Here is a 12,420-nt window from a genome sequence, read left to right as displayed (position 1 = left end):
CGCCCAGGCGGCGAACCGTGCGTGGCTGCTCGTCAGGCGTCCGCCTGGTCGAGCGTCGTGAACGGCGTGACGTCGGCGAGCTGCGGTCCGAGACCGATGTCGATGAGGCGGACGTCGCCGGCGTAGGCCGAGCCGGGTGGGATGAGGAGCCCGGCCTTCACCGCGCCGAAGGTGACCGTGACCTCCGCCGGCAGGACAGCACCCTCGGGGACGCTTCCCTCGTCGGGGTCGATACCGCTCGGGACGTCCACGGCGACGACGGTCGGTCCGCCGGAGTTCTGCACGACTGGGAGGACCGCCTCGACGATCGCCTTCGGCGCACCGCGCAGGGTGGGGTTCCGGCTTGCCCCGATGCCGAACACGGCATCGACGACGATCGTGGCGCCCTTGGCCTCGTCGGCGGTGTCGTCCGGTTCGGCGGGGGAGTTCATGAGGAAGCGGACACCGGCCTCGACCGCCGCGGCGTAGCCCGCCTCGTGGGCGTGGTCACCCGTCCTGGCCACGACGAGGTCGAGCGGGACGTCGTCCGGACCGGTCGTGCCGGCGAGCTCCGCCGCCGCGAAGAGGGCATCACCGCCGTTGTCGCCTGAGCCGACGAGCAGCAGGATCTTCCAGACGTCGGGTGCCTCGCCCTCGATGCCCTCAGCGCGATCGGCGAGGACCGTCCGCAGTTCTTCGGCGAGTCCGTGGGCGGCTCGCGCCATGAGCGGTTCCCCTGCGTCCAAGAGTGGTGCCTCTGCGGCTCGGACCTGGTCTGCGGTGTAGCCGTTGATCATGGCGCCCACTCTTCCGGCTCGCGTCGACCGCCGCAAGCGGTTGCGGCCTGGGACCAGCATCGAAATCACCTCTGGATCCTGGTGTGCGTCGGGGCTACCATGCCTGCATGTGCCGGAACATCCACACCCTTCACAATTTCGAGCCGGCGGCGACCGACGACGAGGTCGAGGCCGCGGCGCTCCAGTACGTGCGGAAGATCAGCGGGTCGACGAAGCCGTCCCAGGCGAACGCTGAGGCGTTCGATCAAGCGGTCGCGGAGATCGCCCACATCACCCGCCATCTGCTCGAAGACCTCGTGACGACCGCCCCGCCGAAGGATCGCGAGGTCGAGGCGCAGAAGGCGAAGGAGCGTTCGGCGAAGCGGTTCGCCACGGTCTGAGCGCGGCGGGTTGACCGCGACCGCCGGGCTCCGACCGGGTCAGGCGAGTTCGAGTCGGATGTCCGGGTGGCCGGCGAAGACCTCGAGGAGGAGGTCGAAGTAGGTCTTGCCCCGGCCGGCGTCGAGGTCGTCGAGCTGCGCGGCGATCCGGGCCGTGTCGAACGGTGCGCCCCGCTCGAGCTTCTCCTGCAACCAGGCGCGGGTCGCCGTGACGCCGAGTGCGGTGCGGCTCGCGTCATGCTCCGTCCAGACGAAGTGCATGTCGTCGAGATCGCGGAGCGAGCCGATCCCGCCGTAGAGGACGTCGTCGAGGGCGTCGAGGCTCGGGCCGAGATCCCAGTCCTCGTCCTGCATCACCAGCTCGTTCATCACCTCGTAGAACGAGGAGATGTCGTGGATGCGGGAGCCGTCGATGCGGAAGGTGGTCGGCACGATCCCCGAGCCTAGCGACCGGTCGGTGACGCGTCGAGCAGAGGGTGCTGTGGATAACTTCTGCGGGGTGTGGCCGGTGTTCGTCAGGATGGCGGCATGGGGACAGCGGCGGAGATCATCACGGCGCGCGTGCGTGACCGGGTGCGTGAGGAGTTCGGGGAGCCGGGTCGGCGTGGGGGAGCGGGGCGGATCGCCCGCGAGGAGGTGCGTCGCTACAACGAGCGCGCGCTGAATGACACGACGCCGCTGATCGACGACGAGCACGGGATGACGAGCGAGGTGCTCGCTGCGGTGACGGGGTTCGGTGCGATCCAGCCGTTGCTCGATGATCCGGGTGTCGAGGAGATCTGGATCAACGAGCCGACGAAGGTGTTCGTCGCCCGCGGCGGGGTGTCGGAGCTGACGGACGTGGTCCTCGGCGAGGGTGACGTCCGCGATCTCGTGGAGCGGATGCTGCGCGCCACCGGTCGACGGGTCGACCTCGCGAACCCGTTCGTCGACGCGTCGCTTCCGGACGGCTCGCGGTTGCACGTCGTCATCCCCGACGTCACGCGTCGGCACATGTCCATCAACATCCGGAAGTTCTCCGCGCGGATCCGTGATCTCGGTCAGCTGGTGGCCGCGGGGTCGATCAGCTATCAGGCCGCCGAGTTCCTGCGCGCGAGCATGACCGCGGGGGCGAACCTGCTCGTGTCGGGAGCGACGCAGGCCGGCAAGACCACGATGCTCGGCGCCCTCATCGCCTCATTGGACCCAGCCCTCCGCATCGTCACCGTCGAGGAGACCTTCGAGCTCGCGCCGGGCAACCGCGACGTCGTCGCGATGCAATGCCGACAGGCCAGCCTCGAGGGCACGGGAGAGATCACCCTCCGGCGGCTCATCAAGGAGGCGCTCCGGATGCGGCCGGACCGCATCGTCGTCGGTGAGGTCCGGGAGGCGGAGAGCCTCGACCTCCTGATCGCCCTCAACAGCGGGTTGCCCGGGCTCTGCAGTATCCACGCGAACTCCGCGCGCGATGCGATCGGGAAGCTCTGCACGCTGCCACTGCTGGCGGGCCGGAACATCGACTCGGGGTTCGTGCGCCCGGCCGTCGCATCCTGTGTCGACCTCGTCGTGCACTGCGAGCTCGACCGGTCCGGACGCCGACGGGTGGCGGAGATCATCGCGGTCGGAGGGAGCGGGGAGTCCCACACGATCGAGGCCTCCACCCTCTTCGAGCAGCGCGACGGAGAGCTCCGCGCCACCGGTCGCTTCCCGCTGAACGACGCGAAGTATCGTGCGGCCGGGATCTCGCTCGCATCGATCCTCGCCGTCGGCGAGCGATGAGTCTCGTCGTCGGAGCGGTCCTCGCCGCAGGCCTCCTCCTCACCGTCGCACCCTGGTGGTGGCCGGACCCTGAGCCGCTGCGCGACACCCTGGAGCGGTGGAGGCCGGTCGCTGCGCTCCGCGAACTCCTGATCCTGGCCGGTCTGCCCGGTCGGTACTGGGCGGCCGCCATCGTGGTCTCCGTCCTCGCCGGTCTCGTCTCCGGCGCAGTGGTCCAGGCGCTCTGCCGGGTCCTGCCGTTGAGCGCCGTCGTCGCCGTCGCCGGACTCGTCGCCCCGGTGATCGTGCTCCGAGCCCGCGCCACCTCTCGACGTCGCCTGCAGCGGGGACTGTGGCCGGATGTCGTGGACCACCTGTTGTCCGCGATCCGATCAGGGCTCTCGCTCCCGGATGCGGTGGCCGCGCTCGACACCGTCGGACCCGCACCGCTCCGCCCGGCGTTCGCCGCGTTCAGCGCCGACTACCGGGCTGCCGGCCGCTTCGCCGACGGCATCGACGACCTGAAGACCGCGCTCGCCGACCCGGTCGCGGACCGCATCCTCGAGACGGTGCGCATGGCCCGCGACGTGGGAGGCACGGAACTGCCGGCGGTGCTCCGAGCGCTGTCCGCGGGGCTGCGCGAGGAGTCGGCCATCCGAGCCGAGGCCGAGGCGCGACAGTCCTGGGTGGTGAACGCCGCCAGGCTGGGCGTCGCAGCACCATGGGCGATCCTCCTGCTCCTGTCGTCCCGGCCGGAGGCCTCGGCCGCCTACAACTCCCGGGAAGGAGCAGTCCTGATCATCGCCGGCGTCGTGGTCTCCGCCCTCGCCTACCAGGCGATGCTCCGCGTCGGACGCCTCCAGCCCGAACGACGGTGGTTCCGGTGAGTGCCGACGGAGCGTGGGCCGTCAGCCTCGGAGCGGTGCTCGGGGTCGGCCTCTGGGCGCTCGCGATGCTCCTGCCGGCACTCGGACGACCGCGGCTCGCGGACCGCATCGCCCCCTATGTCGCCGACCTCTCCAGCGACGCCCGCTCACAAGCCGCGCGCCGCTCGACCGACCCGCTACCGGTCCTCGGGACCCTGCTGGTCCCGGTCCTCCGCGCCGTTCGATGGTCGCTCGGGCTGGTCGGCGCCGATCAGGAACTCGTCATCCGTCGATTGGGTCAAGCCGGGGGACCGACGCTCGAGCGGTACCGACTGCTGCAACTCCTCTGGGGGCTCGGCGGCTTCGCGGTCGCGGCGGCGCTCGCCGTGTTCTCCTTCAGCAACGGTCGGCTCCCGCTCCCGTTCGCAGCACCGCTTCCCGCGGTCGGGGCGGTGGCCGGAATCGTCCTCCGCGACCAACTGCTGGCGCTCGCCGCCAGTCGCCGCCTCGCGCGGATCGAAGAGGAGCTGCCGACGGTGCTCGAGTTCCTCAGTCTGAGTCTCGCGGCGGGCGAAGCGATCACGGACGCCATGGACCGCGTGGCGCGCATCGGGTCCAGCGGGGAGCTCGGTAGGGAGTTCCGCCGGGTGATGGCGGACGTCTCCACCGGTATCCCGTTCGCCACCGCACTCCGGCAGTTCGAGGCACGACTCGCGATGCCGATGCTGTCGCGATGCGTCGACCAGATCCTCGGTGCGCTCGAACGCGGCACACCGGTCGCAGCCGTGCTCCTCGATCACGCACACGACGGACGCGACACCGCCAAACGCCGTCTCCTCGAATCCGCCGGGAAGAAGGAGGTCGCGATGCTCGTGCCCCTCGTCTTCCTCATCCTGCCCCTGTCCATCATCATCGCCGTCTTCCCCGGAGTCTTCGTGCTCCGGACCGGCTTCTGACGAAAGGTTCCACATGTCCTCCCCCTCCTTCCTCGACCGCGCGTTTCGCCGGAGTCGTTCCCTCTTCACCGAGGAGCGCGGCGACGTCCCCGGCTGGGTCCTCATCACGCTCATGACGGCCGGGTCGCTCCTGACTCAGTAAGCGCGCATGCGGGATGGGATACTGAGGTACGAAGTTTGAGGGGGAATCGTGGCCGAATGGATGCCGCTGGGGATTGACGACACGGATCCGACGTACCTGGACTTAGTCGAAGGGATCCCGGACTACCTGGAAACGTCCTTCTGGGAGTGGGCGCGGATGTGTCTCTCAGTGCGACAGTCGAATGGTTACTACGAGATTCACATTGGCTCCGTCCGACAGATGGAGCGCCTGCTTCGCGTCGCATTTCCGGTTGCAGAAAGTGAGTCTGCTTACACGAATATGCTTCGCATTCGCAAGGCAGTAAGAGGCGCCGGAATCGAAATCCGTTTCGCCGACTATCTCCTGAGCAACGCGTCAACGAAAGAGGCAGCCAGCCTCGAAGCAATGCTCAGGCAGAGTGGATCCGCTTGGACTGTGGGCGAACGAATGGGGTATACGGGGCTGCTCCGTCGCGTCCCGGAGGGGTCCCAGCTTGCCGCTGAGCACGTGACCAGGGAATCTGGCCATGCTGGATCGAGGCTCGCGGAAGCCTGGCGCGCGGCTTTCGGGGTCTCACCTGACCCGTCGAAGGCCTACTCTCTGGCGATAAAGGCGGTCGAGGATGCCATGAAGCCACTCGTAGCTCCGAATGATGCAACCACAACGCTCGGCAAGATGATCGGTCAGATAAAGGCGCAAGGTGACTGGTCGCTTCCCTTCCAGCGTGAGGATAAAGCCGCGCCGACCGCAGAGACGTTGGTGAAGATGCTGAAGGTGCTCTGGGCGGGCCAGGCCGACCGGCATGGCGGAGATCCTGACCCGGCTCTAGTGATTTCGCAAGAGGCGGCCGAGGCCGCCGTGATGCTTGCAGTCCCTCTGGTGCAAGCCTTCGTGTCTGGAGCCGCTGCGCGCCTGGATCGGGCGGAGCGCTAGGCGCGTTTTCCGTGAGAGCGGTCGTCGGAGTGTGATCCCTGCCAGTGAACTGGTGTTGAGTCTCGCGAGCATGAAAATGCCCCTCTCGGTTCGGGTTCCGAGAGGGGCTAACAATCCGGCGAGCGCCGGTGGAGGGCAGAGGTTCAGCGGCGCGAGATCCGGCCATGGGCATCGACGGTGAGGACGCGCGTCTCGATCTTCCGGTTCACGACGCGGACGATCACGACGATCAGCCAGATACCGCCGGTCAGGACGGACAGGATGATATTCCAGAACCACCCGATCCGCTTCTTGCGCTGGAGGACGGCCTGAGTGCCGCTCGTGCTCGACGAGACGGTCCAGCCCTGACGGGCGAGGTTGGCGACTTCGGCGTCCAGGACGGCGGCGCGTGCCTCGGGGGCGATCGGCTGGGGCTGAGCGGACGGGTAGGCGGAGGACGTAGGGATGGTCATGGGGCCAGCCTAGAGCTAGAATTCGAACTCACGCAAGCCGCCTCGCGTGAGTGCGTCTAGATGACTCAGAACGTGGAATGGTCGATTCCAGCCCGCTGAGAATAGGATCGTCGGACCGGGGCTGCCGGTATTCACATAGCCGTGAGTGCGCGCGGCCGTGCAGAGAGGACCCTCACCTTGGTAGCTTGGCGACCGGTTTCGAGTTGGTACAACAGTCCCGTTCGGCGGACCGGGTTCAGTCACTCGGTTACGTCAGCCAGCGCTGACGATGAGTTCTTCTGGCTGGAGCTGTCGCGTCTCGCCGATATCCCCGCCGCCGGACGAGCTCTGTTCTCAGGTACGCTTGCCGAGAAGAATCGGCTTTACGCCGAGTTCCGAAACTACGTCAGGCAGGGCCGGACATATTGGGACGCTGCCAGGGCCACCCGCGGCTCAGCTGCCGCTCTGCTCTACTACTACTCAGTCCTGCAGCTTGCGAAGGCGGAGTTGTTGCAGAGCCATCCCGCCGAGATTACCGCCGGGCGCATCGGTCACGGTCTCAGCTTCACATCGACTGCATCGGCGTCGATAAGGGGCGACAGTCTCGCAGTACAGAACGGCGTCTTCCGTCTCCTCATGGAGAAGCGCACTGGGGCCGTCCTCCCGATCCGGGAGCGAATCCCGGTTACAAACCTATTTTCACTACTGCCCGAGATCGGTATGGAAATGTCGCATTTCGGAGTCGCTCGCCCGCCAAGTCTGCATTTTTACCATGCAGTCGCGTCCTCAGGGTCGGCTGCCTGGTCGCTTCTCCTCACTAGGGGGACTCTCGATGATGCCAGGGAGCCGCTAACGCGTGATCTTCTTCGTGACTTCGATCGGATCGAGTTGCGGGACAACCAGGAGTGGAGGAGGATCTTCGCCCTAAGTACGCGGACGCCGTTCGGCGACATGGACGCATTCCAGGCAAAGAGCGAACACTCTTTCGTCGCCGCAGACGGAGCCACCTCGGCCGACTACGTTGCGGCGTCCACCGCGACCGGGACCACCCTGGGGCACCATTTCAGTTCCGCTTTTGACGCTCGGGCAGATGGGCTCCTCACGCACAACCTCTATAAGTCGAAGCCGCTGCTAGTGCCGCTCGGGCTCGCCCGGTACGCCGCGATCTTCTATCTATCGTCTCTGGTGAGATACAAGCCTGCCGCACTGGATCCGCGCGATCAGGGGCAACAGGCGTGGCTCATGGACTCTTTCTCTTCTGAGGTGAAGACAGGCCTCCTGGGTAATGCGGTAGAAGGCATCACGGGAGAGCTCACGACCTATGAGCCATCCGGCTTCCGCCTTTAGGTCATACCGGCTCCTTTGAGATCAGCGCGACGCTTTCGGCGGAAAGGAGGCGGCCGACGGTCGTCTTGCCGATGCCGACCTCGGCGGCGATCGCCCGGATGGACTTGTCTCCGGACGCCGCGAGCTCGATCACGCGGGCGCGGGTCGCCTCGTCGACGCGGGGAGCGCGGACGGGGCGGGAGACGGGGCCTCTGTCGGCGCTCGCCGCATTCGACGCGACGGCGACGACCTTCGGCACCGCGACGAGCTCGACTGTGTAGGCGGGGGCCGGGACGGGCTCGACGATCAGGTCCGCGAGGGTGTGGGTCGCCGCGAGCTGAGCGACGGGCGCAAGTCCTGCGACGATCGCGCCGGGGATCGCGACGCCCTCGGGGGCGCTGATGAAGGCGTGGAAGGCGTTCGCCGCTACGGAGGCCGTCGTAAAGAGCGCGAGGCTTGTCCACTGGACGGGAGCCGCTTCGCCGCGACGGCGCTTCACGAGCACGGCGAGCGTGTAGACGAGAATCGCGCCGTCGATCGTGACCGGGACGGTCCAAGCGAGCGCGGACGGGATGCTCGCCCAGGCCGCCGTAGCGGACAGGCCGGTGAAACTCAGGAGGAAGGCGACGGCGGCGAGGATGCCGGTCAGGGACGACGCGACGACGAGGACGGGGAGCGTGTCGGGGTTAATACGAGCGGGGCGAGCGGACATTAGCGGAGGGCCTTTCGGGCGGCGCGGGCGCGGAGCTGTCGGGCTACGCGGGGGAGGAGGACGACCGCCCAGAGGAGGGCGGCCGTCGGGAGGGTGACGAGAGCGGGGAGAGTGTCCGGGGTCATGCCGCCTCCTCCATCTGCTCGTCGTGGCACGGGCACTTCGGCGTGCCGTACTCGTCGAGCCACTTCCGCGTCATGCGGACGACGTAGCCGGAGCCCTCGCCGCACTCGACCTTCAGCATTCGCGTGCCCTGCTTCTTCGGCGAGTCCACGCCGAGCCCGGACGCGAGCGCCGCGTGAGGGTACGGGCCGAGCTCGACGGCGATCGCGTCGAGGCGCGTCTTCAGGGCGTCGCCTGCAACGGTCGCCGTCATCTTGCCTTCGAGGCCGATCCCCTTCGCGATCTTCGCGAAACGGCCCTTGTGCCCGCTCTGGCAATCGTCGATCGCGTGCACGAGCTCGTGCGCCAGGACGTCGAGGACGCGAGCCGCGTGGTCGAGGACGGGTGAAATGAAGAGCTGCGCGACGCTGTCCGCGGACTGCGAGGTCGCCCAGCACTGACCGATAACGCTGTTCTTCCGGCCATTGCCGCCGGGCCAACCGACCGACACGCGGACGGCGGGGAGCTCCTCGCCGACCTCGGCGAAGAGAGGGGCGAGCGCTGCGACTGCGGCGACGAGCCACTCTTCGCGGGTCTGGATCTGGGCGGTCATTTCGAGGTCCTCTCGGTTGGTGTGTTTACACGTTATCGGACCGAAGTCGACTCGCGCAAGTCGACTAACGGAAATGCCCGCGTTCCGTCGGCGGCGGAACGCGAGCCTTTCGTTTAGGAGCGCTTGCGCGGGTCGACTTACGCGACACCCAGTGCAGAACGCATCTTCGACAACGCTCCAGACCTCACGCGCTGGACCTTGGGGCGGGAGAGGCCCATTCGGTGGCCGATCTCGGCGTCCGGGACCGGGTCGTAGTCCGTGAAGCCGTAGGCCAGCCCGACGACGTCAGTCGCCTCCTCGTCGATCGCGCCGAACGCCAACTCGACGAGAATCCGATCTTCAGCGTCCGCGATCTGACCATCCCAGATAGAGGTCGTCACAACCTCGCCGGAGCTCTCGCCTTCGAAGTAGGCGGTCGCTTCCAAGCTCTGGGTCGCACGGAGAGCGGTCAGGACGGCGAGGAAGGTCTCCCGCTTCATCTCGTGCGCCGGAGCGAGCTCCAGGGCCTTCGTCGCGTCGCCGTCGGCCGAACGGAGGATGCCGAAGAACCGCTTCAGCGTCCGCTCGGGGACGGAGAAGCCAATCGACGAGGTCGCACTCGCGGCGACCGCGTTCCGAATGTAGCTCGGGGCCGTGGCGGCGAGCCGCTCGTGAGCGTCGAGATCAAACGCGCTGAGGGCTTCCAGGAAGCCAATGATCGCATTCTGTTGCACGTCCTCCAGGTCGGAGCGCTGCGGGTTCGTGACGAGCGTCCGGGTGTAGAGCTTCATCCCCCCGCGAAGTGCGGGCGCGTAGGCAAGGATGAGGCGCTCGGTCGCGGCGGCGTCTCCGCCCTGCGCGAGTGAGATCAACGTCCGCTCCTCGTCGAGATCTAGGGAAGTGGAAGTGCCGTTGTCGAAGACGGCTGAAAAAATGGCGCGCTGAAGCATGGTCTGTTCCTTTTTTGGTGAGTCGACTAGCGCGGCTAGATCGAGCGGCCGCGGTCGTTTGCGAGGTGCCGGAGCATCATAAGCACAACTAGTCGACTCACGCGAGTTCAAGAATCGGCGGGTCGGACTAGTGGGTCAAAGACCCCATTTGGCGAAGTCGGCCGCGAGCTGCTCGCGGGCCGTCTTCAGCGGGACGAGCGCCTCTTCAAGCGCGATCTCCGCGGCCACCACGGAGGCGCGGAGTGCGAGGCGGCGCTCGTCAGTGACGATCGACGCCGTCGGGTCGCCGTGCCCGCCGCGAGCTCGCTCCGTCGTGTCCTCGCGAGGGCGCGGCGTCAGGGCCGGGGACCACTGGGCCTCCTCGGCAGAGTGCAGGAGCGACGAGAGGGCGAGGGCCTCGGCCGTGAAGTCGGCGACGGTCTGGGGGAGAGGTCGGGGTGCGGTCATGCTGGATTCCTTTCGAGAGGGTGGAGGGTTTAAACGGGTGCGCCGTAGCCGTGGCCCCAGGAGGGGCCGTAGACCTCGGGATCCGAGACGATCGGGATCCCGTAGAACTTCGAGCCCATGAGGCGGCCGATCTCTTGGATGACCTCCTCGGCGTCGGCCTCGGGTGCCTGAGCGATCAGCTCGTCATGAACCGGGAGGAGAAGGTGATCGCCCATCCCAGCGTCGAAAATGTCGACGATCGCCTGGGCGAGGAGATCGCGCGCCGTCGACTGGACGACGTAGTTCGTCGCCGCGTAGAGGCGGTCGCGGTCCAGCGGAAGATGCCGACCGGAGACAGTGACGACCTCGCGCTTCCCGTACTGCGCTCGACTCTGGAGCCGCTGCGCGTAGCGGCGGATGCCGGGGAAGGTGTCGTCATACGCCGTCATGGCGGGCTTGACCGCGGCGACCGTCTGGCCGGTCTGCTCGGAGACGGTCTGAGCGCCTCCGCCGAAGACCTTGCCGAAGCCGATCGCCTTCGCGACCTTGCGCTGGGCCTTCGTGAAGTCGGGGCCGAACACTCGCGCGGCCGTGAAGTCGTGGAGGTCGGTCCCCGAGAGGATCGCCTCGACGAGCGTCTCGTCCTGGCAGAGAGCCGCGAGCACGCGCATTTCGACCTGTGAGTAGTCCGAGGCAATGATGAGCTGACCAGGATCCGCGACGAACGCGCGTCGGATCTTCCAGTCCGACGAGGGGAGCTGCTGAAGCGGCGGCCGGGAGACCGACATTCGAGCCGTGCGAGCCTGGAGGCCGCCGATCATCGGGTGAATCCGATCGCCACTGTCGCGGAGGTTCAGGAAGGCCCCGACATAGCTCTCCTGCCACTTGCCCGCCCGCTTGGCCCGGAGGACGGCGTCGGCGAGCGGATTCGGGTCGCGGGCCTCGATCCGGTTCCACTGCATATCGAGATCCGAGAGCGGGAGAAGGACCTTCTTGTTGACCTGGAGGGCTCCGGCGGCGGTGCGCGCCGTGAGCGTCTCGCCCATAGAGATGAGCGCCGACGAGACTTGATCGGTGCTGTTCACGTTCTCGACGCCGTAGCGAGCTGCTACGCCCTCGAAGTGCGCCGCTTCCTGGCCGAGCGTCTCGCCGAGCTGCTGGGCGTAGGGAATGTCGATCTTCATCCCCTTGCGCTGCATGAGCGCGAGGAGGCTCTGCAAGTGGTGCTCGAACTGCGAGAGCTGCGAGAGGCCGAGGTCCTTCACGAGCGGGGCGAGCTCGTAGAAGAGCCGGACGGCCAGGATCGGGTCGAGCCCGGCGTATCGGACGTAGAGCTCGTCGTCGATCGGGATACCCGCCCAGCCCGTCTCCTTCGTGAAGCCGAGCTCACGAAAACGGGCGTTCAGACCGTCTTGCGTGTCGGGAGCCGTGTCGTCGACGTAGATCTCGGAGAGCTCCTTCAGCCGGAGGCCTGCGCCGCCCTCGTGGCGCTGCCGAGGGTCGAGAAGGTGAGCGAAGATCTTCGTATCGAAGACACGGTCCGCGAGCTCCTCAATCGTCACGCCCGCGTGCCGGTCGACGACCTGGAGGTCAAAGCTCGCGTTGTGGACGGTGAACTTCCGCCGCTGACGGAGAGCGCGACGGATCGCCTCGGGGAAGAGGTCCCAGCGGAGGACCCACGCCTCCGTCCGGTTGCCGAACTGGGCGAGGCGGAGCCGGTAGCCAGGGGAGTAGATATCGAGGCCGGTGGTCTCGGTGTCGAAGCCGAGGATGGGATCGCCCTGGGCGAGGAAGGAGTCGAAGCCCACGAGGTCGGTTCGACGCTCGGGGAAGTAGATCCGGCACTCCTCGCCGCCGATCATGTGAGTCAGGGTGAGCAAGCGGGGATCCTTTCGGGATGTGTAAACGGGCCGGTCGGCCGGATACGTGGAAGCCCCGCCCCTCGGTGTGAGCACGAGAGGCGGGGCAGGTCTATATGGCGAGGGGGCGGGAGAGCGTGACAGTTGCTCTCGCCGCCCCCTGGGGATAACTCGGTCAGCGGGTAACGGTTGGGCTACGCCGGGACGGAGTCGCACGCGAAGTTACCCGCGGCCCGAAGGTGGATCAGCCAGC

The 12,420-nt window shown here is 67.3% G+C and carries 16 protein-coding genes; 7 read left to right on the top strand and 9 right to left on the bottom strand.

Features of this window, described 5'->3' with window-relative positions:
* Window positions 1–32: 32 nt before the first annotated feature.
* A complete protein-coding gene (locus ACZZZB_RS02825; RefSeq protein WP_463528963.1) occupies window positions 33–776 on the bottom strand; it encodes an NAD(P)H-hydrate epimerase in 744 nt (247 codons plus the stop codon).
* 107 nt (window positions 777–883) lie between these two features.
* Between ACZZZB_RS02825 and ACZZZB_RS02820 the strand changes: the two genes are divergently transcribed.
* The gene (locus ACZZZB_RS02820) at window positions 884–1,156 is read left to right on the top strand and encodes a DUF2277 domain-containing protein (RefSeq protein WP_463528962.1); all 273 of its coding nucleotides are present in this window, start codon (window positions 884–886) and stop codon (window positions 1,154–1,156) included.
* A gap of 39 nt (window positions 1,157–1,195) precedes the next feature.
* On the opposite strand, the gene ACZZZB_RS02815 is transcribed toward ACZZZB_RS02820, so the two are convergent.
* Entirely contained in the window at window positions 1,196–1,588 is a 393-nt protein-coding gene (locus ACZZZB_RS02815) for a barstar family protein (protein WP_463528961.1), read from the bottom strand.
* Window positions 1,589–1,684: 96 nt separating this feature from the next.
* Between ACZZZB_RS02815 and ACZZZB_RS02810 the strand changes: the two genes are divergently transcribed.
* Genes ACZZZB_RS02810 through ACZZZB_RS02790 form a run of 5 tightly spaced genes read left to right on the top strand, consistent with a single transcriptional unit; the run spans window position 1,685 to window position 5,769 of the window.
* The gene (locus ACZZZB_RS02810; RefSeq protein WP_086473620.1) at window positions 1,685–2,914 is read left to right on the top strand and encodes a CpaF family protein; all 1,230 of its coding nucleotides are present in this window, start codon (window positions 1,685–1,687) and stop codon (window positions 2,912–2,914) included.
* Entirely contained in the window at window positions 2,911–3,780 is an 870-nt protein-coding gene (locus tag ACZZZB_RS02805) for a type II secretion system F family protein (protein ID WP_159878302.1), read from the top strand. The genes ACZZZB_RS02810 and ACZZZB_RS02805 overlap by 4 nt, the downstream gene beginning before the upstream one ends.
* Window positions 3,777–4,715, top strand: a complete 939-nt coding sequence (locus ACZZZB_RS02800) for a type II secretion system F family protein (RefSeq protein ID WP_192018174.1) — start codon at window positions 3,777–3,779, stop codon at window positions 4,713–4,715. Before ACZZZB_RS02805 ends, ACZZZB_RS02800 begins: the two co-directional genes overlap by 4 nt.
* 13 nt (window positions 4,716–4,728) lie before the next feature.
* Entirely contained in the window at window positions 4,729–4,857 is a 129-nt protein-coding gene (locus tag ACZZZB_RS02795) for a hypothetical protein (protein ID WP_463528960.1), read from the top strand.
* A gap of 48 nt (window positions 4,858–4,905) precedes the next feature.
* On the top strand, window positions 4,906–5,769 hold the full coding sequence (locus ACZZZB_RS02790; protein ID WP_463528959.1) for a hypothetical protein: 864 nt from the start codon (window positions 4,906–4,908) through the stop codon (window positions 5,767–5,769).
* A gap of 143 nt (window positions 5,770–5,912) precedes the next feature.
* Here the strand turns inward: ACZZZB_RS02790 and ACZZZB_RS02785 are convergent, their stop codons facing one another.
* A complete protein-coding gene (locus ACZZZB_RS02785; RefSeq protein WP_463528958.1) occupies window positions 5,913–6,221 on the bottom strand; it encodes a hypothetical protein in 309 nt (102 codons plus the stop codon).
* Window positions 6,222–6,398: 177 nt separating this feature from the next.
* On the opposite strand from ACZZZB_RS02785, the gene ACZZZB_RS02780 reads away from it, so the two are divergent.
* Entirely contained in the window at window positions 6,399–7,547 is a 1,149-nt protein-coding gene (locus ACZZZB_RS02780; RefSeq protein ID WP_463528957.1) for a YaaC family protein, read from the top strand.
* A gap of 1 nt (window position 7,548) precedes the next feature.
* Here ACZZZB_RS02780 and ACZZZB_RS02775 read toward each other — a convergent pair whose 3' ends face one another.
* The 6 genes from ACZZZB_RS02775 to ACZZZB_RS02750 all read right to left on the bottom strand — a co-directional run bounded on the left by ACZZZB_RS02775 (window position 7,549) and on the right by ACZZZB_RS02750 (window position 12,188).
* Window positions 7,549–8,238: a DUF2637 domain-containing protein gene (locus tag ACZZZB_RS02775; RefSeq protein WP_463528956.1), complete on the bottom strand. Its 690-nt coding sequence runs from the start codon at window positions 8,236–8,238 to the stop codon at window positions 7,549–7,551.
* The gene (locus ACZZZB_RS02770) at window positions 8,238–8,363 is read right to left on the bottom strand and encodes a hypothetical protein (RefSeq protein WP_463528955.1); all 126 of its coding nucleotides are present in this window, start codon (window positions 8,361–8,363) and stop codon (window positions 8,238–8,240) included. Before ACZZZB_RS02770 ends, ACZZZB_RS02775 begins: the two co-directional genes overlap by 1 nt.
* Entirely contained in the window at window positions 8,360–8,953 is a 594-nt protein-coding gene (locus ACZZZB_RS02765) for a hypothetical protein (protein ID WP_463528954.1), read from the bottom strand. Before ACZZZB_RS02765 ends, ACZZZB_RS02770 begins: the two co-directional genes overlap by 4 nt.
* Window positions 8,954–9,090: 137 nt before the next feature.
* Window positions 9,091–9,882: a sigma-70 family RNA polymerase sigma factor gene (locus tag ACZZZB_RS02760; RefSeq protein ID WP_463528953.1), complete on the bottom strand. Its 792-nt coding sequence runs from the start codon at window positions 9,880–9,882 to the stop codon at window positions 9,091–9,093.
* A gap of 135 nt (window positions 9,883–10,017) precedes the next feature.
* Window positions 10,018–10,329: a DUF7169 domain-containing protein gene (locus ACZZZB_RS02755; protein ID WP_463528952.1), complete on the bottom strand. Its 312-nt coding sequence runs from the start codon at window positions 10,327–10,329 to the stop codon at window positions 10,018–10,020.
* A gap of 29 nt (window positions 10,330–10,358) precedes the next feature.
* Window positions 10,359–12,188 (bottom strand): DNA polymerase, encoded by a 1,830-nt coding sequence (locus ACZZZB_RS02750; protein ID WP_463528951.1) that lies wholly within the window; start codon window positions 12,186–12,188, stop codon window positions 10,359–10,361.
* Window positions 12,189–12,420: the final 232 nt, after the last annotated feature.

The sequence above is a fragment of the Plantibacter sp. AC185 genome, from assembly GCF_979258065.1.
The sequence above is the reverse complement of the archived record's forward strand: the minus strand, read 5'-3'. Positions and strand labels throughout refer to the sequence as shown.

Coding starts and splice junctions, on each gene's coding strand:
- ACZZZB_RS02755 (WP_463528952.1), bottom strand. CDS start 10,329: ATGACCGCACCCCGACCTCTCCCCCAGACCGTCGCCGACTTCACGGCC.
- ACZZZB_RS02775 (WP_463528956.1), bottom strand. CDS start 8,238: ATGTCCGCTCGCCCCGCTCGTATTAACCCCGACACGCTCCCCGTCCTC.
- ACZZZB_RS02760 (WP_463528953.1), bottom strand. CDS start 9,882: ATGCTTCAGCGCGCCATTTTTTCAGCCGTCTTCGACAACGGCACTTCC.
- ACZZZB_RS02765 (WP_463528954.1), bottom strand. CDS start 8,953: ATGACCGCCCAGATCCAGACCCGCGAAGAGTGGCTCGTCGCCGCAGTC.
- ACZZZB_RS02825 (WP_463528963.1), bottom strand. CDS start 776: ATGATCAACGGCTACACCGCAGACCAGGTCCGAGCCGCAGAGGCACCA.
- ACZZZB_RS02770 (WP_463528955.1), bottom strand. CDS start 8,363: ATGACCCCGGACACTCTCCCCGCTCTCGTCACCCTCCCGACGGCCGCC.
- ACZZZB_RS02805 (WP_159878302.1), top strand. CDS start 2,911: ATGAGTCTCGTCGTCGGAGCGGTCCTCGCCGCAGGCCTCCTCCTCACC.
- ACZZZB_RS02795 (WP_463528960.1), top strand. CDS start 4,729: ATGTCCTCCCCCTCCTTCCTCGACCGCGCGTTTCGCCGGAGTCGTTCC.
- ACZZZB_RS02810 (WP_086473620.1), top strand. CDS start 1,685: ATGGGGACAGCGGCGGAGATCATCACGGCGCGCGTGCGTGACCGGGTG.
- ACZZZB_RS02785 (WP_463528958.1), bottom strand. CDS start 6,221: ATGACCATCCCTACGTCCTCCGCCTACCCGTCCGCTCAGCCCCAGCCG.
- ACZZZB_RS02820 (WP_463528962.1), top strand. CDS start 884: ATGTGCCGGAACATCCACACCCTTCACAATTTCGAGCCGGCGGCGACC.